The 24,091-nt window shown below is 56.3% G+C and carries 23 protein-coding genes and 1 pseudogene; 19 read left to right on the forward strand and 5 right to left on the reverse strand.

The window, feature by feature from the left end; genetic code table 11:
* Window positions 1–31: 31 nt before the first annotated feature.
* From BMW84_RS20025 to BMW84_RS20035, 3 genes are all read right to left on the reverse strand, one after another.
* A complete protein-coding gene (locus tag BMW84_RS20025; protein ID WP_091071429.1) occupies window positions 32–358 on the reverse strand; it encodes a P-II family nitrogen regulator in 327 nt (108 codons plus the stop codon).
* A 211-nt stretch (window positions 359–569) separates the two neighbouring features.
* Window positions 570–1,688, reverse strand: coding sequence for a glycosyltransferase family 4 protein (locus BMW84_RS20030; RefSeq protein WP_091071431.1), 1,119 nt, complete (start codon window positions 1,686–1,688; stop codon window positions 570–572).
* Window positions 1,689–1,774: 86 nt separating this feature from the next.
* The gene (locus BMW84_RS20035; protein ID WP_091071433.1) at window positions 1,775–2,599 is read right to left on the reverse strand and encodes a hypothetical protein; all 825 of its coding nucleotides are present in this window, start codon (window positions 2,597–2,599) and stop codon (window positions 1,775–1,777) included.
* Window positions 2,600–2,793: 194 nt separating this feature from the next.
* Between BMW84_RS20035 and BMW84_RS20040 the strand changes: the two genes are divergently transcribed.
* From BMW84_RS20040 to yfcE, 4 genes are all read left to right on the forward strand, one after another.
* Window positions 2,794–3,417, forward strand: coding sequence for a C39 family peptidase (locus BMW84_RS20040; protein WP_175498932.1), 624 nt, complete (start codon window positions 2,794–2,796; stop codon window positions 3,415–3,417).
* A 125-nt stretch (window positions 3,418–3,542) separates the two neighbouring features.
* The gene (gene pulA, locus BMW84_RS20045; protein ID WP_091071437.1) at window positions 3,543–5,504 is read left to right on the forward strand and encodes a type I pullulanase; all 1,962 of its coding nucleotides are present in this window, start codon (window positions 3,543–3,545) and stop codon (window positions 5,502–5,504) included.
* A gap of 277 nt (window positions 5,505–5,781) precedes the next feature.
* Window positions 5,782–7,266, forward strand: a complete 1,485-nt coding sequence (locus tag BMW84_RS20050; protein ID WP_091071439.1) for a glutamate synthase subunit beta — start codon at window positions 5,782–5,784, stop codon at window positions 7,264–7,266.
* Between the two features lie 105 nt (window positions 7,267–7,371).
* Window positions 7,372–7,914 (forward strand): phosphodiesterase, encoded by a 543-nt coding sequence (yfcE, locus tag BMW84_RS20055; protein WP_091071596.1) that lies wholly within the window; start codon window positions 7,372–7,374, stop codon window positions 7,912–7,914.
* Here the strand turns inward: yfcE and BMW84_RS20060 are convergent.
* Window positions 7,895–8,092 (reverse strand): aspartyl-phosphate phosphatase Spo0E family protein, encoded by a 198-nt coding sequence (locus BMW84_RS20060; protein ID WP_091071441.1) that lies wholly within the window; start codon window positions 8,090–8,092, stop codon window positions 7,895–7,897. The genes yfcE and BMW84_RS20060 overlap by 20 nt on opposite strands.
* A 452-nt stretch (window positions 8,093–8,544) precedes the next feature.
* A complete protein-coding gene (locus BMW84_RS20065) occupies window positions 8,545–9,966 on the reverse strand; it encodes a helix-turn-helix domain-containing protein (RefSeq protein ID WP_175498934.1) in 1,422 nt (473 codons plus the stop codon).
* Window positions 9,967–10,189: 223 nt separating this feature from the next.
* On the opposite strand from BMW84_RS20065, the gene BMW84_RS20070 reads away from it, so the two are divergent.
* From BMW84_RS20070 to BMW84_RS20135, 15 genes and pseudogenes are all read left to right on the forward strand, one after another.
* On the forward strand, window positions 10,190–11,221 hold the full coding sequence (locus tag BMW84_RS20070) for an agmatine deiminase family protein (protein ID WP_091071443.1): 1,032 nt from the start codon (window positions 10,190–10,192) through the stop codon (window positions 11,219–11,221).
* A gap of 39 nt (window positions 11,222–11,260) precedes the next feature.
* Window positions 11,261–12,136, forward strand: a complete 876-nt coding sequence (aguB, locus tag BMW84_RS20075) for an N-carbamoylputrescine amidase (RefSeq protein WP_091071445.1) — start codon at window positions 11,261–11,263, stop codon at window positions 12,134–12,136.
* A 255-nt stretch (window positions 12,137–12,391) separates the two neighbouring features.
* On the forward strand, window positions 12,392–13,207 hold the full coding sequence (locus tag BMW84_RS20080) for a basic amino acid ABC transporter substrate-binding protein (RefSeq protein ID WP_091071447.1): 816 nt from the start codon (window positions 12,392–12,394) through the stop codon (window positions 13,205–13,207).
* Window positions 13,208–13,289: 82 nt separating this feature from the next.
* Entirely contained in the window at window positions 13,290–13,937 is a 648-nt protein-coding gene (locus BMW84_RS20085; protein ID WP_091071449.1) for an amino acid ABC transporter permease, read from the forward strand.
* Between the two features lie 13 nt (window positions 13,938–13,950).
* Window positions 13,951–14,673 carry an amino acid ABC transporter ATP-binding protein gene (locus BMW84_RS20090; protein WP_091071597.1) on the forward strand — a complete coding sequence of 241 codons (723 nt, stop codon included), beginning with the start codon at window positions 13,951–13,953 and terminating at the stop codon, window positions 14,671–14,673.
* Between the two features lie 154 nt (window positions 14,674–14,827).
* Window positions 14,828–15,421 carry a TerD family protein gene (locus BMW84_RS20095; protein WP_091071450.1) on the forward strand — a complete coding sequence of 198 codons (594 nt, stop codon included), beginning with the start codon at window positions 14,828–14,830 and terminating at the stop codon, window positions 15,419–15,421.
* A 37-nt stretch (window positions 15,422–15,458) separates the two neighbouring features.
* Complete coding sequence (locus BMW84_RS20100) at window positions 15,459–16,034, forward strand: TerD family protein (protein ID WP_091071452.1); 576 nt, start codon at window positions 15,459–15,461, stop codon at window positions 16,032–16,034.
* 22 nt (window positions 16,035–16,056) lie between these two features.
* Window positions 16,057–16,638, forward strand: a complete 582-nt coding sequence (locus tag BMW84_RS20105; RefSeq protein ID WP_091071453.1) for a TerD family protein — start codon at window positions 16,057–16,059, stop codon at window positions 16,636–16,638.
* Window positions 16,639–16,777: 139 nt separating this feature from the next.
* Window positions 16,778–17,524, forward strand: a complete 747-nt coding sequence (locus tag BMW84_RS20110; RefSeq protein ID WP_091071455.1) for a TerC family protein — start codon at window positions 16,778–16,780, stop codon at window positions 17,522–17,524.
* 157 nt (window positions 17,525–17,681) lie between these two features.
* Window positions 17,682–18,887, forward strand: a complete 1,206-nt coding sequence (locus tag BMW84_RS20115; RefSeq protein ID WP_091071457.1) for an HpcH/HpaI aldolase/citrate lyase family protein — start codon at window positions 17,682–17,684, stop codon at window positions 18,885–18,887.
* Between the two features lie 76 nt (window positions 18,888–18,963).
* A pseudogene (locus BMW84_RS20120) lies at window positions 18,964–20,232 on the forward strand (phosphoribosyltransferase family protein); the annotation flags it as partial.
* Window positions 20,233–20,280: 48 nt separating this feature from the next.
* Window positions 20,281–21,429, forward strand: a complete 1,149-nt coding sequence (locus BMW84_RS25100) for a cysteine protease StiP family protein (RefSeq protein WP_254773065.1) — start codon at window positions 20,281–20,283, stop codon at window positions 21,427–21,429.
* Window positions 21,426–22,259 (forward strand): HAD family hydrolase, encoded by an 834-nt coding sequence (locus BMW84_RS20125; RefSeq protein ID WP_091071459.1) that lies wholly within the window; start codon window positions 21,426–21,428, stop codon window positions 22,257–22,259. The genes BMW84_RS25100 and BMW84_RS20125 overlap by 4 nt, the downstream gene beginning before the upstream one ends.
* The gene (locus tag BMW84_RS20130; protein ID WP_091071460.1) at window positions 22,256–23,311 is read left to right on the forward strand and encodes an ATP-grasp domain-containing protein; all 1,056 of its coding nucleotides are present in this window, start codon (window positions 22,256–22,258) and stop codon (window positions 23,309–23,311) included. Before BMW84_RS20125 ends, BMW84_RS20130 begins: the two co-directional genes overlap by 4 nt.
* Window positions 23,312–23,372: 61 nt before the next feature.
* On the forward strand, window positions 23,373–24,080 hold the full coding sequence (locus tag BMW84_RS20135) for a hypothetical protein (protein WP_091071462.1): 708 nt from the start codon (window positions 23,373–23,375) through the stop codon (window positions 24,078–24,080).
* Window positions 24,081–24,091: the final 11 nt, after the last annotated feature.

A 24,091-nucleotide genomic window follows, 5' to 3' on the forward strand; every position in this document is an offset into this window, starting at 1 on the left:
GGCGCCGTTTAGTCCTTCCGGCCGCACCGCATTAAAGCTGGTTTTTACCCGTGCTGATCGTATAAGCTTCCTGGACCGGGAGGACGAAAATCTTCCCGTCGCCGAAGGAGCCGTGTTCGCCGGTTCGCGCCGTTCGCATAATGATTTTGATGACATCGTCCTTCTCGTCGTCCTGGATGACGATCATCAGCATTTTTTTAGAGATCTGATTGTAATAGTTGGTGCCGACCTGAATTCCCTTTTGCTTGCCGCGCCCCAGCAGATCCATCTTGCTGATGGACGGAAAGCCGGCCAGCATCAGCTCGGACATGACCTCGTCAGCTTTTTCGGGACGAATAATGGCTTTGATCATTAACATTACGATGCACCCTTTCTACAGCGGAAAATGGGTTGTAGGGGGTTGCCAAAGTCGTGATGCTCGGGAAGCCAATCTATGATTAAATGGCAACGTTTACAATATGAGTATAATGTTAACTGCAAGCGTTACCAGCGAAGAGCATCACAAAAGTTATGCGACAAAGTGTCGCATCTCCGGGGCCTGCCGGCTTTCATAGCAGCGGTGAGGCGCGCTACTGCGCGTGTCCGGCAGGCGGAGTGACAAGCACCTTGTACAACTCTTCGAGCGACGCGGCGGTCCGCTGCCACTCGAAGGTGCGCAGCGCGTCAAAACGTCCCTGCCGGCCGATCCTTGCCGCAAGCTGGGGATCGCTTGCCAGAATAGCGAGCCATCTGGCAAAAGGCGCCGCCTCGCGGTAACGGTCCACCAGAAAGCCGTTCCGGCCGGACTGGATGATCTCGCGGATGCCGCCATTGTTCGAGGCGATGACCGGCAGGCCGGAAGCCATTGCCTCCACATTGACCAGCCCGAACGATTCATGCTGCTGGGAGGGGCAGACAAGGCAATCCGCCGCCTGGTACAGACCATGGATGTTCTCGTGCGCGACGCTGCCGAGAAAGGTGACCGGCACGTGCAGCCGGCGGGCCAGCGCCCGCAGCCGCCGGAGATACGGCGGCTTGCCGCTGCCGGCGATAAGCAGATGCGCCGGATGGCGTTTGTTCAGGCGGGCGACGGCGCGAATCAGGACCGGAACGCCCTTGCGCGGAATCACGCGGCCGACGAACAGCACGGCAAATGCCGGCGGAACGCGGTACAGCCGGCGCTGCGCTTCCCGGTCCGCCGGCTGCGGCGGCGCGAAGCGCGAGAGGTCGGCGCCAAGCGGCACGACGGTCAGCCGCGGCTCAAGGCCGGGGAACCGCCGGGCAAGCTGGGCCCGCAGGGAGTCGCTGTTGGTCGCGACCAGGTCGGGTTTGGACAGCGCGCGGGCAACGGCAGGCGTGGCCGGCACGAACGTAAGCGAATGGAGGAAGAGCAGCGCCGGCGTGTGCGGCAGCTTGTTCTTGATCTGGGCCGCCAGCAGCGGCCGGTTATCGACCTGAATTATGTCAAAGCGCTCCTGCTCCAGAAATTTCAGTACGGATGCATTGTAGCGGGACGGGCTGCCCGATGGCAGGCGGACGAGCCGTACCTGATCCTGCTCCGCGGCATTCGGCAGACCGAAGGTTCTCCGGCTTAATACCGTGACCTTATGGCGGCGGGCCAGCTTTCGGGCAACGGCCCAGACGCTGATCTCCACCGAGCCGCTGCCCGGTACCGGCAATTTCTCGGGCGCTATGATACATATCTGCATACGGTCAGGCCTCCCTCGCATTTCGGCGAAGCGCAGGGCTTCTACTCCTACGATATGCGCGGAAGTTTGCGAAAGACACCGGCCGGTCAGCTTTGCTTGACCTGTTTCGCGGTCAGGGCGATGACATCCGCGATTTTTTGCTCCAGCCCGGCAATCGACTGCTTGCCGGCGGCAACCTGCTTGTAGCCGGAGAGCAGCGAAGCCAGCGACTGATTGGCCAGTGCGGCGTTTTGCTTGCGGACCGCGGCTTTGAAGTCGCTGTAATCGGCGGCCAGCCGTTTGTTCAGCGCCGACGCGACACTCTTCTTCGTGGCGATCGAAACCTGAGGGCTTTCGATGCCGGCCAGCGTTTTGCGAGCGGCGGCGATTTTTCGTGAGCGGGTCTCCTTGGCCGCCTTCAGCTCCGCTTCTTTGCCGCGGATCTCTTCGCGTGCGGCCTGAACGAGGAGCTTCATTGCTTCGGCTTGGGCCTTCAGTACGGCGTTCAGCGTCTTGTCCTTCAGGCCCTTCAGCAGCGAAATCCGCTTGTTGAGCGCGCTGTACTGGTCAAAGAGCGGCTGACGGCGTTGCTTGAGGCTGGACAGCTCCGCCGTCAGCCGGGCGACCTCCGCCTGGTCGATGGCGCTGATATCCTTGCGCACGGCGATCAGCGCTTGGGCGTTGCTCTCGTGCAGCGTGCGGATCTGCTGCTCGCGGGAATCATACTCCGCGGAGAGCGCCGTGAGCTCGCGGTACCTGCTGCGCAGAGCGGCCTTGGCGGAAGTATCGGCTGCGGCCGCCGTGGCCTCCAGCGAATCGCCGACCGAAGCGGTCAGCAGCGTGGGGGACGCGCCGACGGAGCCGAACGGGACAAGTAAAGCGAGCAGCAGCAGGGTGAACGGGAGCAGAGCAGCGGGTTTAAACCGGTTCATTTGTGTTCCTCCTTCAGGTTTCGTATCCTGTAGGTGCACAGAACGCAAAAAAGCACCCGCAATAAGGCTGTTAGACAGCCTTGATTGCGGGTGCTTCCGACGCAACAGGATACGTATCATGATATTTACCCCCACTATAATCGAATGGGGACGTTGCGTCAATACGCACCCGGACGGCAGGAGGCGAAAATCGGTTGCTTGAGGATACACGGATTCAGCGGCTTCACGTAGAGCCTTATACGCAGTGGGAGCCTGAGGTGGCTTCTCCCGGGTCGGCCTGCGGGCCGGCGACGCTGGCGGCCCTGATGGAATACTGGCATACCGTTCAGGGACGGGAACGGATTCGCGGGAAAAGTCATTTCGGCTCGAAGGCCGCGCATATCAATTACATATACCGGCGGCACGGGGGCAGACCGTGGGGAATGAGCGCAGGACGGTTTGTGCGGGGCGCCCGGGCATATCTTGCCGCTGATGTATCCAGTGAAGGAACGGAGGTACCTTGTTCCATCGATGTGTTCAATGATCTGGAGCGCTACAAAGCGGAGATCGACGCCGGAAGGCCGGTCGCGCTGAAATTCGATAAATGGAGCAAGCTCCGCTGGCGGGGCCGGTACGCCTACGACTATCATTGGACGCTCGGAATCGGGTACGAAGAAACCGGAAATGCCGACGCGCTTTTGCTGGTCCTGGACAACGGGGCAAGGACCCGCGGCGGCGGATTTCGCGTGAGCCGGGAGCGCAGGATCCCCTATGCCCCTAATCAGGCGGTGCTGACAATGGTCGGTGTAAATATCGGAGTCCGCGGCCAAACTAGCTGAATTGTTGAAAAATATTACGAATTATCGCTGTTCAAACGTTTGCGCAATAAGCGTTTTCAAGCTATAATTCCAGCTATATGAACCTATTGCTATGATTCCATTTGATCATAAAGGAGACAGTGGCCTTGTCCGTACAAAAGGATATGAACGAACCGATCTATTACGGTGATCCCGCGGCTACGGAAGGAATATCCGTATTTGCCCAGGACTTTGACGCGCTTTTCAGTTATGACGGAGACGATTTGGGCCTGAGTTATACGCCGGCTTCCTCGGCATTTTGCCTGTGGGCGCCAACCGCTCAGGAGGCCATGCTCGTGCTGTACGATTCCTGGCAGGGCGAACCCGTCTCGGTGCAGCCGATGACCCGCGAGGTGCGGGGGACATGGCGGATCAGCGTCGCCGGCGAACTCGCCGGAAAATTCTACACTTATAGAGTGCGCCTAGGCGACCGGTGGAATGAAGCGGCTGATCCGTATGCCAAAGCCGTCGGCGTCAACGGCGACCGGGCCGCGATTCTTGACCTGCGCGCAACCGATCCCGTCCGCTGGACCGAAGATAAACCGGCTTTTGCCGATCCGGTCGACGCGGTGATCTACGAGCTGCACCTGCGCGATTTATCCGTCCATCCCGAAAGCGGCATCACGCATAAAGGGCAGTTCCTTGGACTGGCCGAAGCGGGAACGCGCGGACCCGGCGGAATCGCAACCGGACTTGATCATATCGCTTCGCTGGGCGTGACGCATGTGCAGCTGCTGCCGGTCTATGATTTTGCCACCGAAAGCGTCGACGAGACCCGCCTGGACGAACCGCACTACAACTGGGGCTACGATCCGAAAAACTACAACGTTCCGGAGGGTTCCTACGCGACCGATCCGTATGGGCCTGCGGTGCGCATACGTGAGCTCAAAACGCTGATCCAGACGCTGCACGACCGCGGCCTGCGCGTCATTATGGATGTCGTCTACAACCATGTCTACGACGGCTACCGGGTGAACTTCACGAAGCTGGTTCCCGGCTATTACCTGCGTTATAAACCGGACGGCACCTTGTCGAACGGCTCGGGCTGCGGCAACGATGTCGCCACGGAACGGGTGATGACCTCGCGGTTTATCGTCGATTCCGTACTGTACTGGGCGAAGGAATATCATATGGACGGTTTCCGCTTCGACCTGATGGGCCTGATGGATATCGATACGATGCAGGAGATTCGCCGCCGTCTCGACGAAGTGGACCCTTCGATCCTTACCATCGGGGAAGGCTGGATTATGGAGACGGAGCTTGCGCCGGAGAAGCAGGCCAACCAGATGAACGCAAACGCGCTTCCGGGCATCGGCCATTTCAACGACGGCTTCCGCGATGCAGTTAAGGGCAATATTTTCAGGGAAGCGGAGCCGGGCTTTATCGGCGGCAACCTCAGCACGGTACCGGCAGTCAAGACGGGCATCACCGGCGGTGTCGTTTACGGGCAGGAAAGCGGCCAGTTTGCCGACGAGCCGCAGCAATGCGTCAACTACGTGGAGTGCCATGACAATCATACGATGTGGGATAAAATCATCCTGTCCTCGCAGGGATACGGGGATGACCGGCGCAGAGCGATGCACCGCCTGGCATCGGCCCTGGTGCTGACCAGCCAAGGCATTCCGTTCCTGCATGCCGGCCAGGAATTCATGCGCACGAAATTCGGCGTCGAGAACAGCTATAAATCTCCGGTGGAGATCAACCGGCTCGACTGGGAACGTTGCCTGGAGCATGCTGCGGATGTTGAATACATGCAGCGGCTGATCGCGCTGCGGCGCAGCCACCCGGCCTTCCGTCTGCGCAGCGCCGATGAAATCCGCGAGCAGCTGATCTTTGAAAAAGCGCCGTCCGGCGCCATCGCCTACACGCTTCGGGGGCATGCCGGAGGCGATGCCGCGTTGCATCTGTACGTGCTGTATCACTCCGGAACCGGGGCTGCATCTGCCGTACTTCCGCCGCTTGGCGACTGGCAGGTGATCTTTGGCGAAGAGCTCGTCACGCAGCTTGCCGACGGGCGCCTCACGGTGCAAGGCATTGGCATGGTCGTGCTTGCGGTACATCCGGCATAAACACGTACATGAATTCTTCAAATTTCAATTGTTTTTTTGCGAAAAAGGTGACATAGCTCATTCTCCGCAAGGGAAAGGGATGTTAATATGAATTCAATTTCTTTCCCTTGGCGATTCTTGAGGGGGCCTGCCGAAGAAGCAGGCGCCTTTTTGCAGCCTCTCGCTTCAGCGCTTTACAGTGGTGTACATGCTGGCTGCAGGAGAGCAAGTGGGTTCCTTGTGAAGCCGGTACGGGGTGAGAAGCTGGACCAATAGAGAGACTCGGAGGGTGACAGGAATGGGTAAAACAACCGGATTTTTAGAGTATGAGCGGCAGACTCCCTCGGAGTGTGCGCCTCTGGAACGCATCAAGAACTGGAATGAGTTTTCCGTGCCGATGTCGGAAGAGAAGTTGAGAGAGCAGGGCGCGCGATGTATGGATTGCGGCACGCCATTCTGCCATGTAGGCCGCTTGTTGTCCGGAATGGCTTCGGGCTGCCCGCTGCATAATCTGATTCCCGAGTGGAATGACATGGTGTATAAAGGCAACTGGGAAGTCGCGCTGAGACGGCTGCACAAGACCAACAATTTCCCCGAGTTTACCGGCCGTGTCTGCCCTTCGCCTTGCGAAGGGGCGTGCACGGTAGGGTATCATGGTAAGCCGGTTACGATAAAATCGATCGAACGCGCCATTGTCGACCGCGGATTCGAGGAAGGCTGGATCGTTCCCGAACCTCCGCAGCACCGTACGGGCAAAAGGGTTGCCGTCGTCGGCTCCGGGCCGTCGGGACTGGCCTGCGCCGCACAGCTCAACAAAGCGGGGCACAGCGTAACGGTATATGAACGGGCCGACCGCATCGGCGGCTTGCTGACTTACGGCATTCCGAATATGAAGCTGGACAAACAGACGGTTCAACGCCGCGTCGACCTGCTGGCCGCCGAAGGTATCACGTTTGTAACTCGCACGGAAATCGGCAAAGACCTTTCCGCTGCAGATCTGAAGGCGGAATTCGACGCCGTCGTGCTGTGCGGCGGTTCTACCAAAGCGCGCGATCTGCCGATTGAAGGCCGCGAGCTGCGGGGCATCCACCAGGCCATGGAATTCCTGACACTGAATACGAAGAGCCTGCTGGATTCGGAGCTCGCAGACGGCGAATATATCTCGGCCGCAGGCAAGGATGTTGTTGTCATCGGCGGCGGCGATACCGGCACCGACTGCGTGGCCACCTCCATCCGCCACGGCTGCAACAGCGTGGTCCAGCTGGAGATCATGCCGCAATCGCCGCTGACCCGCCAGGCGAATAACCCTTGGCCGGAATGGCCAAAGGTGCTAAAGGTGGATTACGGCCAGCAGGAAGCCGCTGCGCTTTACGAAGCGGACCCGCGCCGTTATCTCGTCTCCACCAAACGTTTTGTCGGAGACGACGGCGGCCACGTGCAGGAGCTGCATACGGTCCGCATCGAATGGCAGCGGGATGCGCAAGGCCGGATGATTCCGGTGGAAGTGCCTGGCAGCGAAGAAGTGCTGAAGGCCCAGCTCGTTCTGCTGGCGCTCGGCTTTACGGGACCGGAGAACACGGTGCTGGACCAGCTCGGCGTTGACCGTGATGAGCGCTCCAATGCCAAAGCCGAGTTCGGCAAGCAGGCGACCAATGTGGAAGCCGTATTTACGGCCGGCGACATGCGCCGCGGTCAATCGCTCGTCGTATGGGCGATCAACGAAGGCCGCCAGGCGGCCCGCGAGGTTGACCGTTATTTGACCGGCTCCTCGAATTTGCCATAAGCCAGACAACACAGCAGGACGCCCTCTGGAATAGGGGGCGTCCGCTTTGCGCTTCCCGGAACGGGAAAGATATAATCGGTGTAGAAGAAAGAGAGGCGGTTCATGATGAAACTGATGTTTATTTCCGATATTCACGGCTCTTTATATTGGCTGGAGCGGGCGCTGGAGAAGGCCCGTGAAGAAAAGCCGCATACGCTGGTCTTTCTTGGGGATTTCCTGTATCACGGTCCGCGGAATCTGCTGCCGCAGGACTACAATCCGCAGGGCGTAGCCGACCGGCTCAATGCCTGCGAATTTCCGCTGGCCGCGGTACGCGGCAACTGCGATGCGGAAGTGGATCAGATGCTGCTGCATTTTCCGATGATGGCCGATTATATGCTGATTCTGCAGGAGGGCCGGAAAATTTATGCGACTCACGGTCACGGCTATAGCATGGACAACCTGCCGCCGCTCTCCGCGAAGGATGTGTTTATTCAGGGTCATACCCATATTCCCGTCGCCGATGTCAAAGACGGCGTGTATGTGCTGAATCCGGGGTCCATCTCCTTGCCTAAGGAGAACTATCCGAACTCGTACGGGATTCTCGATAACGGAAAATTTACGGTCAAAGGCTTTGACGGTCAGACGATTAAAGACATTGCGCTGTAACGCTGGATTGGACCGAAGCTTGGGCAGCTCCATTGTATTCATTCAATAGCTCGTCCAGAATGACCGATTGCTTCACGACTTTGGGATGCGTAAAAAAGCCGTATCTCTTCTGTGCTTGATATAATTTCTGCCGGGCGCGTTCCACCCGCAGCAAGGTGACACCTGTATTATTTGGCATAGTTCTCCCTCCTCATAAATATATTAATACAATCTGTCAAAAATTAGGGTACTCGGTGAAATGCGCGAACAACCCCAAAAACTACCTTTTTGGAAGATTTAGTGGCTTTGGTAGTTTCATAGAATGCAAAAAAAACAGCTGCGCATGAGCGCAGCTGTTTTAATACTAAAACCAGAAAGCTCTTAATCTTTAGCCTCCGAGACCATGCGTAAGTAATTGGTAAATTGGACCAGCAGAAACAATAGCAAAACTAGCGGCCATCAGCAAAAAACTCAACTTTTTTTTCATCGATTCTTTGCACCTCACTAATTTGATTTTTTCTACTTCCACTAGTGCCTACCAAATGATGTATGTCTACATTATGGGACAAATTGAAAAAAAAGGCAATACCACAAATCATCAAAAAGCGGGAAAAATTGTGTCCGCAATATTACATTAATTAAAAATTATGTCTAAAGATGTTGAATACTTTGCGGGGGCGCCATTTTTCCATCGGTACCGACAAAAGGATCGTCAAGTTTCCCGCCGTTTTGCGCTTCAATGATTAGACGTGTGTAACGACTGGAGGACTCCGGCGCGGCTAAATAACGATATTGCTCGAAAATGCCTACGCAACGCACAATCGTGGAGTCCTTTTTGATCTTCACGGACCGTTCCAGACTTTCCAGCAAGTAATGGAATCCGGGATCAGGCTGCTGTCTCTCCAAATAATAAACGGCCAATTCAGCCAAAAAGCGCAAATACCGGTCACTGGTAATTTGTTCGGAGAATTCCCCCAGACGGCTTCGCTGCGAACGGTAGGGAAGATAGTGGCTGAACCGGAGCAGCAGTTCGTCCACGCTGAATCTGTAGCGATTGGCTGCCTGAATGATTTTGTATAAAGCCGGAAAAATTTCATTTTCTTTATTCTCGATGTAACGAATGTAGTCGGGGAGTGCTGCCACATCGCCGGACATTAAGCGGTACAGATAAGTATTGGCGGTCGACCATTCTTTGAACTGTTCGATAACCTTCTCTTCTTCCGGGCTGGGAGGAGACTTCATCCAGTTTACATTTGAATACATCGCGGCATACTGCAGCGCCGTCTCGAAGTCGCCGCGCTCTTCCGCGGCCGCAGAACGCAACAGGAAGGAATAAAGAATGTAATAGATATACAGGCGGGATGGTTGTTTTTGCAGCGGTCTTTTCAGGGAGTGCCGGTATTGAATGGAAGCTTTGTATTTCAGCCTTTCCGCCAGCTCGTCCACTTTGTCCCAGTAATGGAGCGAAGCGAACACGTCTGCAAGCTGCTTGAGGGCGTCGAGCTGGTCGGTTTCGTCCAGGCGCTCCACATAAGGCTCGAATTGGTTGGCTGCGCGCAGAGTCGTCTCCTGTCCACTCCTGAGGCTGATGGCAAAAAGGCGGAAGCGGCAAAAAGCCAAGCGCTCCGAGTGCTGGAAGCGTTCACCCTCGGCTACGCTCTCAAAGAGCAGCGCGGCGGCATCCGGGTATCCCTGCTCCAGCAGTTCTTCCGCCGTATTGAACAGAAGCGGCGAGTACGCGAGGTTATCCATCAGATGCATAATGACGCGCCGGATGGCCTCCAGCATGCCGAGCTCGGCGCAGCGCTGCAGAAGCGGCGAGATCCGCCGCCAGTCCGGCTGGCTGTCGATAATGTAGTTATCGATATAAAGCTCGTAGAAAAAACCTTCCGGAAGCTGCATCGCCATCGTAATCCGGTCGAGCTGCTGCATCGCAATCGGGCGGTGCCCATGCAGAATGTTGCTGAGCGTACCGGAGTGAAGTCCCGAGCGTTCGGCAAAGCGGGCGACGGTCAATGCTTCTTTTTTCATATAATGATCCAATTCAGCCAGTATCGTGGGGGTAGGTTCCATGGACAAAACCACCTTTCACACTCTGAATCCATCGAATTTTAAGTATAAAAGCTTCCAGTATTATACAAAATATAACATTGGTCAAATTCAGAGACAACAGGTATTTCCTGTCGAAATCCGTCTTTCCGGGAATTGAGCGCGTAGTTATATTATTGTATGATGGGGTAGGAGCGTTTTTAGGCCTTTTTGCTCCAAATTCTAAATGCAGAGGAACCTATCAAACATGACGAATTCTGCTTCGAACTATAAAATGCCGGCCGAATGGGCCGAGCATGAACGCACCTTTATCTCCTGGCCGGTTCAAGCCTCCATGGTCTATCCGGACAATCATAAAGCCGTCAGCGAAGGATATGCGGAAATTATCCGCGCCATCGCCGAATTCGAGCCGGTAACGGTCATCGTCAATCCCGAGGAAGAAGAGGCCATCGGCAAGCTTGGCCTCGGCGACAATGTAACGTTGCTCCCCGTTGCGCACAACGATGCCTGGCTGCGCGATAACGGGCCGACGTTCGTGAAGGACGGCAAAGGCGCACTCGCCGGCGTCAACTGGAAGTTCAACGCCTGGGGCGGCAAATACGCGCCATGGGATCTGGATGATGCGGTTGCTCCGCAAATTCTGAAGTCGCTCGTCATGCAACAGATCGATGCGCCGCTCGTCATGGAAGGCGGCTCCATTCACACGGACGGCGAAGGCACGCTGCTGACGACGGAAGAATGCCTGCTGAATAAGAACCGCAACCCGGAGCTTACCCGGGAGCAAATCGAAGAGTACGTGAAGGAATATACCGGCACAGAGACGGTCATCTGGCTGAAACGGGGCCTCAGCGGGGACGAAACCGACGGCCATGTCGATAATATCGCCTGCTTCGCCGCGCCCGGCAAAGTGATCCTGCAAATCTGCGACGATCCGCAGGACGAGAACTATGCGATTACGCAGGAGAATCTGCGTATTCTGGAAGCCGCGGTCGATGCCCAAGGCCGGAAGCTCGAGATCGTTACGATCCAGCAGCCGCCGCGCGTCGATCTGGAAGGCAGCCGGCTGACGCTGAGTTATCTCAATTTCTATTTCGTGAACGGCGGCATTATTTTACCGGTATTCGGCGGAACTGCGGCCGAGACGGATAAGCTGGCCGAAGAGACGCTGGCCGGATTGTTCCCGGACCGCGTCATCCGCAAGGTAAACGGTATGGCCGTCATCGGCGAAGGCGGAAACGTGCACTGTACGACCCAGCAGATGCCGAAAGCCGGGCTGTAAAGCCCGCACAACCATCAACAACCAGGAGGAATCAACCGCATGAGATTGGTAAAAGTAGCCGCGACGCAAATGAGTTGCTCCGGCGACATTGACGATAACATCCGCAAAGCGGAAGCGCTGGTCCGCAAAGCCGCGGCCGAAGGCGCGCAGATTATTTTGCTGCAGGAACTGTTTGAAACGCCGTATTTCTGCCAGAAGGAGAAATCGGATTATTACGCTTACGCCACCGAGCTGGAGTATAACAAGGCGGTCAATCATTTCAAAGAGATTGCCAAAGAGCTTCAAGTCGTGCTGCCGATCAGCTTCTACGAGAAGAAGAATTATGCCCGCTACAACTCGCTCGCCGTCATTGACGCCGACGGCACCGTGCTCGGCAAATACCGGAAGAGTCATATTCCGGACGGTCCGGGCTATGAAGAGAAATTCTACTTTAATCCGGGCGATACCGGCTTCAAGGTCTGGAAGACGAAATACGCCAAGATCGGCGTAGGCGTCTGCTGGGACCAATGGTATCCGGAAGCGGCCAGAGTCATGAGCCTGATGGGCGCTGAAATTTTGTTCTACCCGACGGCAATCGGCTCCGAGCCGCAGGACGGCAGCATCGATTCCAAGGATCACTGGCAGACCTGCATGCTGGGCCATGCGGCCGCGAACCTGATTCCTGTCGTCGCTTCCAACCGGATCGGCGAGGAACGCGACGAAGAGTCCAGCATCAACTTTTACGGTTCTTCGTTTATCGCCGGCCCGCAGGGCAACAAGATTGTTGAAGCCGGACGGGACGAAGAAGCGGTGCTGGTCAGCGAGTTCGATCTGGATGCCCTTGAAGTCGGCCGGATCGAATGGGGAATCTTCCGCGACCGCCGTCCGGAGCTGTACCGGATGATCGCTTCCTACGACGGGGATTTGACTTTTTAAAATTTTTCGCATAAAAATGCATAAAAAAGACGCAAATGCGCCGGCAAGGATGATTTCGATCACTTGCCGGCGCTCTTTTTTTCATTAAAGTAGTAAAGAGGAGTCGCGTTCTCCCGGCATTTCGTTACAAATGTTACAATACATCGATAATATGTCATGTTATATTACATAAACAAGAAATGTTAATTGTCACGTACGCTTTATTCTGATAAAATCTCTTTAAGTTATTTTATAAATACGTAGGGGGATGGGAGAATGGGTATGAAAAAGAAATGGGTGATGTCAGCTTTGGTTGCATTATTCGTGGTTGCACTGACAGGCTGCGGCTCCAATAATAACGCAAGCAGCGGCAATGGCGGAGCGGAAACCATCCGATTTGCTACCGATGCGAGCTACGCGCCGATGGAATATATGGATGCGGACAAGGTCAAAGGATTTGACATTGATTTCATCAAAGCGGTGATGAAGGAAGCGGGGATTAAATATACCATCACCAATACCGGTTGGGATACGATGCTGACGAGCGTCCAGCAAGGAACGGAATATGACGCGGGCCTGTCCTCCGTATCGATCACGGATGAACGCAAGGAAACCTATGACTTTTCCATTCCTTATTTCGAATCCACCAATATGATCATGGTTAAGGAAGACAGCGACATTCAAAGCGCGCTTGATCTGAAAGGCAAGAAGGTTGCAGTACAAGCGGCAACCACGGCTGATGATCTGATGAGCGGCATCATGGGCGTGGACAACGGGAACCTGAAACGGTTCGACAGCAACGCAGTGGCGCTCATGGAATTGAACGGCGGCGGCGCCGATGCGGTGGTAGCCGATATCGCCATCGTCAACGAATATATCAAGAACAATCCGAAGCAGAAGCTGAAGGGTATTATCGACAAGGAAAATTTCGGTTCCGAGTATTACGGCATCCTGCTTCCGAAGGGCAGCAAGTGGAAAGAAAAGCTTGATCCGGCGATCAAGACGGTTCTGGAGAACGGGAAATATGCCGAAATCTACAAGACCTGGTTCGGCGAGGAACCGGACACCGCAGCACTCCTGAACGCGAAGTAAGCAGCTACAATCAAGCATGCGTAATGATTGCTATTGCGCATGCTTCTTTTTTTGAGTCAGCAGAAGAGAAGGGAAGAATCGTATGGACTTCAGATTCGACATCATTGCCCACTACGGGCCGGTATTTTTAAGAGGGACGCTGTTCACCGTCGGCGTATCCATTGTTTCGATTATTCTCGGCTCGATCCTCGGGCTGGGCATCGGGTTCGGCAAGATGGTGCCCAAGGCCTATTTGCGCTGGCCGTTCCACAGCTACATCAACTTTTTCCGCGGCACGCCGCTGTACGTGCAAATCCTGATCGTTCACTTCGGCGTCATTCCTTTGTTTTATGGCAGCACCAATGTATGGCTGACCTCGTTCATAGCCCTGTCATTGAACTCCGCCGCCTATTCCGCCGAAATTTTCCGCGCCGGCATCCAGTCGATCGACCCCGGGCAGCGCGAAGCAGCTTTGTCGCTCGGGATGACCAAACGCCAGGCCATGCGGTTCATCATACTTCCGCAAGCAATCAAACGGATGGTTCCCGCCTTCGGCAACGAATTCATCGTGCTCGTCAAGGATTCCTCGCTGCTGGCGCTGGTCGCTGCCCCGGAAATCATGTATTGGAGCAATACGATGAAAGGCCAGTATCTGCGGATTTGGGAGCCTTATCTGACCGCCGCCTTCATTTACTTTGTCCTTACCTATTCCTTGAGCAAGCTGCTCAATTATATTGAACGGAAGGTGTAGCCCGATGGAACCGATCATTTCAGTCAAAAGCCTGCATAAGTCTTTCGGAGCCCACCAGGTGCTCACCGACATTAACATCGATATTTACAGTCAGGAGGTTGTCGTCGTCATCGGCCCCTCGGGATCGGGCAAATCGACATTCCTGCGTTGCCTTAACCTTCTGGAACAGCCTCAAGGGGGAGACATCCGGATCGAGGGCACGTCTCTTATGGAAAAAACGACCAAAATCAACGATATCCGCACGGAGGTCGGCATGGTCTTCCAGCAGTTCAATTTGTTCCCGCACAAGAAAGTCATCGAGAACATCATGCTGGCTCCGGTCCGTGTACGCAAATGGCCGGAGGAACGGGCGCGGCAAAAGGCGATGGAGCTGCTGCAGAAGGTAGGGCTCAGCGAAAAAGCGGAGATGTACCCGGCTTCGCTGTCCGGCGGCCAGGCGCAGCGCGTGGCGATTGCCCGGGCGCTGGCGATGGAGCCGAAAATCATGCTGTTTGATGAGCCGACGTCGGCCCTCGATCCGGAAATGGTCGGCGAGGTGCTCGCCGTCATGAAGGATTTGGCCCGTGAAGGCATGACAATGGTTGTCGTCACGCATGAAATGGGCTTTGCCCGGGAGGTCGGCGACCGCGTGCTGTTTATGGAGCAGGGGTCGGTGGTCGAAGAAGGCGCCCCTGAGCAGCTGTTCGGCAGCCCGGTGCATGAACGGACGAGGGCATTTCTGTCGAAGGTTCTCTAAGTTTGCGGATTGATATTTTGATAAGGTATAGTTAATAGAGGGGAAAAGCCCCTCTTTTTTTGAAACGCATCCGCTTTTCTGTCGTATCAGTGATATAACGTTTGGGTAGCTGCCTCATGCAGCTAGATTAAGCGGAAACGGAGGGACAAGAGCGTTGGCTATTAATTTGGTAAAAGGCCAGAAGATTGATTTGACGAAAGGCAATGCCGGACTGTCAAAAGTGGTTGTCGGTTTGGGATGGGATCCCGTGCCGCCGGCGCGCGGATTGTTCGGAGTAAAGAAGCAGGCGAACGTGGACTGCGACGCCTCTGCGATCTTGCTGAATGAGCAAGGCAAGCTGACCAACAAGCTGAATCTCGTATGCTTCCACAACAAGCAGAACGGTAACCAATCCGTCGTCCATTCGGGAGATAATCTGACCGGTGAAGGCGACGGCGACGATGAACAAATTATGGTGGACCTGAAAGCGATACCTTCCGATGTACATCGGGTACTGGTCGTAGTGAATATTTATGATGCGGTTAACCGCAAGCAGGATTTCGGCATGATCAAATCGGCGTATATCCGCATAATGAACAGCGTAGGGAACAGCGAGTTGGTCAAGTTCAACCTGACCGACAGCTACAACGGATTCACGGCGCTGCTGTGCGGCGAACTGTACCGGCACGGCGATGAATGGAAATTCGCTGCGATCGGTGAAGGCGCCCATGCGGCCCATATCAACCAGCTTGCCGAGCGATACATCTAATATATTGACACCAGACAAGAAAGGAAGGTTTTGAATAATGGCGATTAATTTATCCAAGGGACAAAAGATCGATTTGACCAAAACCAATCCGGGGTTGTCCAAAATTACCGTCGGACTTGGTTGGGATACGAACAAATACGACGGGGGCAAAGACTTTGACCTGGACGTATCGGTGTTCCTGGCGAATGCCGGCGGCAAAGTGACGAAAGAAAGCAACTTCATCTTCTTCAACAACCGGCAGAACGAAAACGGCTCCGTAGTACATACGGGGGATAACCGTACCGGCGAAGGCGAAGGCGACGATGAGCAAATCCAGGTGGATCTGCTGAACATTCCGGCCGACGTCGAGAAGATTGCCTTTACCATTACGATCTATGATGCGGACAACCGCAAGCAAAATTTCGGACAGGTCTCCCGCTCCTATGTGCGTATCGTCAACGATCTCAATAACGAAGAGCTGATCCGCTTCGATCTGGGGGAAGATTTTTCGATTGAGACCGGCGTGATTGTCGGTGAACTGTACCGCCATTCCGGAGAATGGAAATTCAACGCCATCGGCAGCGGCTACAAAGACGGTCTGGAAGGGCTGACACGCCAATTCGGCCTGCAATAAATCAGGAAAGAAGGTCTTGCCAGTGACGATCAGTCTTTCGAAGGGACAGCGGATTGATCTGACCAAAACCAATCCGGGGCTGACGAAGGTCGTCGTCGGACTTGGCTGGGACATTAACCGTTACAGCGGCGGCAAAGATTTCGATCTGGACGCCTCGGCGTTTCTGCTGCGGGAAGACGGCAAAGCGCGAAACGAAGACGATTTCGTATTCTACAATAATAAAGCCGGAGGCGGCGGCTCCGTCGTTCACTCCGGGGACAACCGGACCGGCGCGGGAGATGGCGATGACGAGCAGATCGTGATCGATTTCAGCAAGGTTCCGGCCCATGTTCATCGGATCGGCATTACGGTTACGATCTACGATTATGAAGCGCGCGGGCAAAATTTTGGACAAGTCTCCAACGCCTTTGTACGGGTGGTGGACGCGTCCGGCGACCGCGAGGTGCTTCGTTTTGATCTCGGGGAAGAGTTTTCGACGGAAACGGCAGTGGTGTTCTGCGAGTTTTACCGCTACGGCGCAGACTGGAAATTCCAGGCGATCGGCAGCGGCTTTACAGGCGGTCTAGGCGCGTTATGCCGCAACTATGGACTGGATGCAGAGTAAGCATAGCTTCAAGGCGGGATCGACAGCGATCCTGCCCTTTTTTTACCGGATTGGACTTGAAAAAAATCTCCCGGGCCGGCAGAGCAAGCCGCAGCTGCGACGCTTTGGGAGATGAAATAGATTACGGAGGCATGGAATCATGAGTTGGTTTGGCGATTTTTTTAGAAGCATCAGTGATAATTACGGGCATTTTTTCTCCTGGGGCGATATCTCGTCCACCCTGTCTGATCCGGTCAGCTGGGGGATTATCGGCAGCCTGATTTTGCTGGAGGGCCTGCTGTCTGCGGACAATGCGCTGGTACTGGCGGTCATGGTGAAGCATCTGCCGAAGGAGCAGCAGAAAAAGGCGCTGTTTTACGGGATTCTCGGAGCCTATTTGTTCCGGTTTCTCGCCATCGGCCTCGGAACTTATCTGATCAAATTTACATTAGTCAAGGTGCTTGGTGCGCTGTACCTGTTCTACATCGCCTACAAAGGATTATTTAAAGGCGGCGAAGAAGGGGAACGGGAGAATAAAGGCGCCTCGTTCTGGAAAACCGTGCTGATGGTCGAGCTGATGGATATCGCTTTCAGCATCGACAGCGTGATTGCAGCCTTCGGCCTCAGCGACAAGGTATGGGTACTCTTCCTGGGCGGAATCCTCGGCGTGCTGATGATGCGCGGCGTGGCCCAGCTGTTCCTGAAGCTGATCGGCAGATTCCCGGAACTGGAGCAGACGGCATTCCTGCTGATTGCAATCATTGCGGGCAAAATGATGGCGGGAGCATTTGGTTATGAAATGCCGCATGTGGTCTTCTTTACCATACTGATTGCCGTATTCGTCGGGACGCTTCTGTACAGCTCCGGCAAGAAAAAACGGGAAAAAGAAACGGATCACCGGGCGTAAGCCCGGACATCGAAGGACAATGGAATAACGTATGGTCGGGTCTTTGCTTATCGCTTAAGAGAGCCGGATGCCGCCCCCGGGTGACGGTATCCGGCTCTGCGCGTTTTAACGGTACAAAATCTTCGCAATTCGTATAACGAACCAAGGAGGAAGCTTTGTGCGTTATTTTAATTATTTGACTGCTGAGCAAGAGCGGGCGTTATTTCATTCTCCTCCGGTTTCCTTTAATCAGAAGACGGACCAGGCGCTGCTGGCCTGCGCCGTAGGCGCCGCGCTATATATGCCGGCGACACGCCCGGATGTGCCGGAGGACATTCTAAAGCTGCGGGAAGCGGGCCTTGTTACCGCCATCATGGATCTGGAAGATGCCGTGGGCGATGGCGAAGTGAACGCGGCGGAGGAGGCCGTCGTCAGGCATCTGGCGCTTCTGTCGGCCTATCTTGACCGCGATCTGGATGCCGGCGAGCTTCCGCTGCTGTTTATCCGCGTACGCAGTCCGGAACAGCTCGAACGGTTGATCTTCCGGCTCGGCAGCCTGATTACGATGCTGACCGGATTTGTGTTTCCGAAATTTTCGGTTGATAACGGCAGGGCGTATTTTGAAACGGTCGCCGAATATAACCGTTTGCGCGTGAGCGGCGATCCCGTCCTGTACGGGATGCCGATTCTGGAGAGCGCGCCGATCATCTACCGCGAAAGCCGGCTGGACAGCTTGCTTGCCATCCGCGGACTGCTGCGGGAATACCGCGAATATGTGCTGAATGTGCGCATCGGCGCGACCGATTTTTCCAGCTTGTTCGGATTGCGCCGCAGCCCCGATATCAGCATTTATGACCTGACGCCGATCCGGGATTGCATCTCCGACATTATCAATGTCTTCGGGCGGGTCGAGGAGGGGTATGTTATCTCCGGTCCGGTCTGGGAATATTTCTCCGGCAAAAATCACCGGGTGCTTCGGCCGCAGCTCTGGCAGACGCCGTTCGAGGACACCTTTGGCAAATACGGAAAAGAGATGCGCAGCCATTATATTTCCAGCGCCATCGATGGGTTGATCCGGGAAGTGCTGCTGGACAAGGAGAACGGCATTGTCGGCAAGACGATTATTCATCCGTCCCACCTGCGGCCCGTACAGGCGATGTATACGGTGATGCACGAAGAATACGTGGACGCGCTCAGCATCGTGGAGAGCAATGACGGAAGCCGCGGCGTACTGCGCAGCGAATACGCCAACAAAATGAATGAAATCAAACCGCATCTGAACTGGGCCCAACGGATTTTATTACGATCTCAAATTTACGGGGTGCTACATGAACAACAGCATTTTGTCGGATTACTGCCCGAGAACGAATATACACACGTTTGATATTGTCGAAGGTCTCAAGGTCACGGTTACGGAGACGGCGAATCCGTTTGGGCTGCCGGTAGAGGCTTTGTTCTCGATGGCAGCGCGGATCAATAAGAAACGTTCATTTCTGTTCGTAAGCAAACTGCTGGGTAAGCATATTCCGGTCGATCCCTATACGCCGCTGCTGGCCGGCGCGGCACTGGCTTTGCTGCTGCAGCGTGAGCTTGGCGACGGAGGGACGGTAGAGCCCGAGCGACAGGGCGGCCTGGATAGCCTGAACGGCCTGGAACATCTGGGGGACCTGAATGACCTGGATGACCTGGATGACCTGCTGCAGCTTGCCATGTACGGTTTGCTGCATCCCGAACATGCGGGCGAGGTCTACCGAAGGCTATGCGAGCGGAAGCTGGTTCCCGCCAAGCGGCTGCTGTTCATCGGTTATGCCGAGACAGCTACGGCGCTGGGCCACAGCATGTATGCCATGTTCGCGGAGGGTGCCTCTTACATTCACACCACCCGGGAGAACATTCCGGAGCTGGAATCGGCGGTCAGCTTTGAAGAAGAGCATTCCCATGCGGTCGATCATTTGTGCTACGCGCTGGAACGGGAGCTGCTCTCCGGCGATGAACCGGCGGTGCTGGTCGACGATGAGATTACGACAGGCAATACGGCGATCAATACGATCCGCGATCTGCATTCCAAATTCCCGCGCCGCGAATATGTCGTCGCTTCGCTGCTGGACTGGCGCGATGCGGCGCGGACACAGGCCTACCGCGATCTGGAGGCGGAGCTTGGGATCACCATCCGTGCGATCTCGCTGCTGCAAGGCACGATCGAAGTCGAAGGTACGCCGCTGCTGCAGGCTTCAAGCGGTAGATCCGCACGGGAGCGGCAGGCGCCGGTGGTCGTTACGCAGGTTCACGACGGAATGGAGCGGCTGTACGTCAGCTCCGCGGATTCCGCCGGCGAAGTAAATCCGGCGCCGTATATGCGCTGGAGCGGCCGCTTCGGCTTGAGTTCCGCAGACAATGCGGAAGTGGACCGGGCGGCGCGCGTCGCCGCCGAGCAGCTGCGCGGGCTGCGCGAAGGAAGCCGGGCGCTGGTGCTCGGCGTCGGCGAGTTTATGTATTTGCCGATGCGGATCGCGGCGGAGATGGGACCGGGCGTAGCCTACCAATCTTCGACGCGGAGTCCGATTCATCCGGAGCCGAAGCCGGATTATGGAGTGAACAGTGCCGAGGGGTATCCTTCCGCCGTCGATCCTGGCATCCGGAATTATCTTTATAATATTTCGCCGGGGCAATATGACGACATCTTTGTACTTCTGGAGCGGGGGGTTCCGGAGGAGCGAATCCGGCCGATGACCGATATTCTGCGCGGACTTGCGGCAGGTAAGGTGCATCTAGTCGTCTTGGCGCCTGCGGCCGATTACCGGAAGGTTCCGCTGGCCGAGCCTTCGCCGATTGGCAGTTACCCTGCCGGGGATGTGGTTTTCCTGCTGAAGGATCTGGGGGGAGTGAAGCTGGAACGCGGGACGGAAGAGCGGGAGCGGGCTATTCAATCCGGCGTGCACTATTCCGAAATGCTGCCGGCGGAAGCGCTGCCCGCCGGGTCTTACATGGAGCTGTACAGCGCGGCACTGGAGCGGAATGCGGACAAGGTGGCAATGGCTGCGGCTACCGTAGCCGAAGGGATTGTTGCCTGCCGGGGACTGGAGCATACGGTGCTCGTATCCCTTGCCCGGGCGGGAACGCCTGCCGGCATCCTGATCAAACGTTACATTGCTTCACGTTATGGCGTATCGCTTCCGCATTACAGCATTTCGATCATCCGCGGCAAGGGCATCGACGAAAATGCAATTCTATATATCCTCCGGCAGCATGGCTTCCGGGCCAGACTGCAGTTTATTGACGGCTGGACAGGCAAGGGAGCGATTACCCGGGTGCTGACAGATGCTTGTGCGAAGATGCGGGCCGTCTACGGCATCCGGCTTGACGATGAGCTGGCGGTGCTGGCCGATCCGGGCCATTGCTCCGGCATGTTCGGAACGCGGGAGGATTATTTAATCCCGAATGCATGCCTGAACGCAACGGCGTCAGGCTTAATCAGCCGGACGGTGCTGCGGGAAGACTTGATCGGACCGGGAGATTTCCACGGCGCAAAGTTTTACGGGGAATGGCGGGACCAGGATGTTTCGAACAGCTTTATCGAGGCTGTGGTGCCTCATTTCGATGCGGTGGCGGAAGCGGCCAAGGCGCAGGCGCTGGAGCGGCTTCAGCATCCGCCGGAGGTGAGCTGGCGCGGACTGGAGGCGATCCGGCGGATTCAGGCGGCGTTTGCCCTGGACAACATCAACCTGATTAAGCCGGGCGTCGGCGAAACGACGCGGGTGCTGCTGCGCCGGGTACCTTGGAAGATCCTAATCGATGCGCCGGAGAATCCGCATCTGCAATATATATTGCGGCTGGCGGCGGACAAAGGCGTGCCGGTGGAGGTTTTCCCCGGCCTGGGCTATGCCTGCTGCGGCATCATCCGTCCGCTGAAGGGGGATGACGAATGATCTATGCCAGCGATTTGGACCGCACGCTGATTTATTCGCTCGGGGCGATCGGCGTTCCCGAGAGCACGCCGGGACTGGTGCCGGCGGAAGTGATCGACGGCCGGACGCGCTCCTATATCTCCCTGCGTTGCCTGGAGATGCTTCAGGAGCTCGCGGACCGGATTCTGTTTGTTCCCGTGACGACGCGGACCATCGCGGAATATAAGCGCATCGGATTGTTTCAGACCCGGCTGAGGCCGGATTACGCGGTCACGAGCAACGGAGGAAATGTTCTGGTTCATGGAGCGGTCGACCTTCAGTGGCGGCAGGAGATTCTGCGGCGAGTCGGGGCAGATTCGGCCGGCGCCGATGAGGCGCACCGGCTGCTGCGCGAAGTGCTGCGGGAAGAGTGGATCATCGATGAACGGTATTGCGACGAATTGTTTTACACTTATATCGTTCAGCGTTCGCTGCTTCCGAAGGAAGAGATCGCTGCCATGTCGGAACACCTGAGGGCACGGGGCTGGAAGGTGTCGGTTCAGGGCCGCAAGCTGTATGCCGTGCCGGAGCCGGTCAACAAACGGGATGCGGCGTTGTATATTACAAGCCATTTTCCGGGCAGACCGCTTATCGCTTCCGGCGATTCGCTGCTGGATCAATGCCTCCTGGAAAGCGCCGATTTCGCAATCGCACCCTGTCACGGCGAAATATTTGCCGAGCAGCAGGAGCGTCCTGTAAAATTGGGATATCCCTTCACCGGTCAGTCCGGGGTCTTCGCCGGAGATGAAATTCTGCGTTACGTGCAGCAAAAGTACGACCATTTGACGGGGCTGGAGGCTGGGGTTTCGTGAAGACGCTCAATATTTATTTTAACCGGTGGTTCTCCGTTGCGTATCACTATATGAATCTGCTCCGCCGGAATGAAGACGGCGTTCCAGTAAAAATCTTCGCCACGCATCCCGATATCCGCCATATGTCGCTGCAGGGCGCGGATGTCGCCGGGACCGAGCCGGCGCTTCAGGGCATGGAATATGTGCATTTCTGCGTGGAGTATTGCCGCAAGCATGAAATCGACGTGTTTATTCCGCGGCTGCACATGCTGGATATCGCGCTGCATGCCGACAAGTTCGAGGCTATCGGCACCAAGGTATTGGTTTGCCGGGATACCGAGCTGCTGGAGGCCTTGATGGACAAAGGCAAGTTCTATGAGGAAGTGCTGCAAAGCGGCATCATGCCGGTTCCCGATTACCATGTCGTCCGTACTGCCGCGCAGTTTAAGGCAGCTTACGAGGATTTGGCGGGCAAAGGCCACCGCGTCTGCATCAAACCAACCGAGACCGAGGGCGGGCTCGGCTTCCGTATCATCAGCGGCAAACCGGCCAACCTGGAAGATCTGTTCGGGTATGTGACGCCGAATATGACGTTTGATGAAGTGTACCGCATTCTGGACGAAGCCGGTACGTTCCCGGACATCATGGTTATGGAGCTGCTGGAAGGGCTGGAATACAGCATCGACTGCCTGGCCGACCGGGACGGGCGGCTGCTTGCCGCCGTTCCCCGCCGCAAATCGGGCAAGCGGCTGAGGCTCATGGAGCACGTGCCTGAGCTGGAAGCAATCGCGGCCCGGGTTGCCGGGACGTACCGCATTCCCTTTAACTACAATATTCAAATGAAATACAGCGGAGGCGTGCCCAAGCTGCTGGAGATTAACCCGCGGATGTCCGGCGGGCTGCATATTTCCTGCCTGACCGGAATCAATTTCCCTTACCTGGCGGTCAAAAGCCTGCTCGGCGGCGAGGTGCAGCCCGCCGCCTTCGGGGAAGATGTGCTGGCGAGCTATGTGGAGCAGCCGCTGATCATGAAACAAAGCGGCGATCCTGCCCTGGCGGACGCCGCGAACTGAGCGGATGGCCACGCTATCCGCGTAAGAGGTGAGAACAATTCAAGTGAAATCCAAATTGTTAATGTATATGGCCGCCGGCTACGTCATCGCGCTGCTGACCGGCGGATTCCTGCCGGAAGCAGTCTCCCTGCTGCTCCCGGCGGCAGGGGCGGCAGCCGCCCTGTACACGGGCGGCCGCCGGGGGGGTGCCGGCGCCGCCAGCCAGGCGCCGGCGGTCCGCGGGGCGGAAGCGGCTCCGCTGCCGGCTTCCGCGCAAGCCCCGGCTTCGGCCGTGACCGAAGCCGGACGTGCCGCCGCGCCGCGAGTACCGGCGGGCGGCTCCGCCGCGGCCGAAACCCCGGCCGCGGGCAGAACCGACGCGAACATCGCTCCCGAGTTCGCCCCGGTGGTCGAGTACCTGGTCGTGCTGGAGGATATGATTATCTCCGAAGGCCAAAAGAACTCGCTCGACAACGAGATCGTCGACAAGGCGCTGGCGCTGTTTGCGAGACTCCAGCGGGTCATTCCGCTTTTGCAGGAGCTGGGCAACGGCGAAATCAACCATACGGTCCGCCGGCTGGTGATGAAAGATCTCAACGGGGTCATCAATCCGTTCCTGCGGCTGGGCGGCGAAGCCAAGATGCGCAACCGGCGTACGCTGCTGAACGGCCTGAAGGATGTCGATTCCAAAATTTCCGATATTGCTTCCACGATTGAACATAAAGATTTGCTGGAACTGCAGACCAAAGCGGAGCTGATCCACCAGCGCTACAGCCGCTCCGAATTATAGGAGGTTGAAAG

Origin of the sequence: Paenibacillus sp. NFR01, assembly GCF_900111565.1 — a bacterium.
Classification (GTDB): Bacteria; Bacillota; Bacilli; order Paenibacillales; family Paenibacillaceae; genus Paenibacillus_AQ.

What these genes read in the sequence shown, in the direction of transcription:
- BMW84_RS20025 (WP_091071429.1), bottom strand. Translation starts at nt 358, where the DNA reads ATGTTAATGATCAAAGCCATTATTCGTCCCGAAAAAGCTGACGAGGTC.
- BMW84_RS20030 (WP_091071431.1), bottom strand. Translation starts at nt 1,688, where the DNA reads ATGCAGATATGTATCATAGCGCCCGAGAAATTGCCGGTACCGGGCAGC.
- BMW84_RS20035 (WP_091071433.1), bottom strand. Translation starts at nt 2,599, where the DNA reads ATGAACCGGTTTAAACCCGCTGCTCTGCTCCCGTTCACCCTGCTGCTG.
- BMW84_RS20050 (WP_091071439.1), top strand. Translation starts at nt 5,782, where the DNA reads ATGGGTAAAACAACCGGATTTTTAGAGTATGAGCGGCAGACTCCCTCG.
- yfcE (WP_091071596.1), top strand. Translation starts at nt 7,372, where the DNA reads ATGAAACTGATGTTTATTTCCGATATTCACGGCTCTTTATATTGGCTG.
- BMW84_RS20060 (WP_091071441.1), bottom strand. Translation starts at nt 8,092, where the DNA reads ATGCCAAATAATACAGGTGTCACCTTGCTGCGGGTGGAACGCGCCCGG.
- BMW84_RS20065 (WP_175498934.1), bottom strand. Translation starts at nt 9,966, where the DNA reads ATGGAACCTACCCCCACGATACTGGCTGAATTGGATCATTATATGAAA.
- BMW84_RS20070 (WP_091071443.1), top strand. Translation starts at nt 10,190, where the DNA reads ATGACGAATTCTGCTTCGAACTATAAAATGCCGGCCGAATGGGCCGAG.
- aguB (WP_091071445.1), top strand. Translation starts at nt 11,261, where the DNA reads ATGAGATTGGTAAAAGTAGCCGCGACGCAAATGAGTTGCTCCGGCGAC.
- BMW84_RS20080 (WP_091071447.1), top strand. Translation starts at nt 12,392, where the DNA reads ATGGGTATGAAAAAGAAATGGGTGATGTCAGCTTTGGTTGCATTATTC.
- BMW84_RS20085 (WP_091071449.1), top strand. Translation starts at nt 13,290, where the DNA reads ATGGACTTCAGATTCGACATCATTGCCCACTACGGGCCGGTATTTTTA.
- BMW84_RS20100 (WP_091071452.1), top strand. Translation starts at nt 15,459, where the DNA reads ATGGCGATTAATTTATCCAAGGGACAAAAGATCGATTTGACCAAAACC.
- BMW84_RS20110 (WP_091071455.1), top strand. Translation starts at nt 16,778, where the DNA reads ATGAGTTGGTTTGGCGATTTTTTTAGAAGCATCAGTGATAATTACGGG.
- BMW84_RS20125 (WP_091071459.1), top strand. Translation starts at nt 21,426, where the DNA reads ATGATCTATGCCAGCGATTTGGACCGCACGCTGATTTATTCGCTCGGG.
- BMW84_RS20135 (WP_091071462.1), top strand. Translation starts at nt 23,373, where the DNA reads ATGTATATGGCCGCCGGCTACGTCATCGCGCTGCTGACCGGCGGATTC.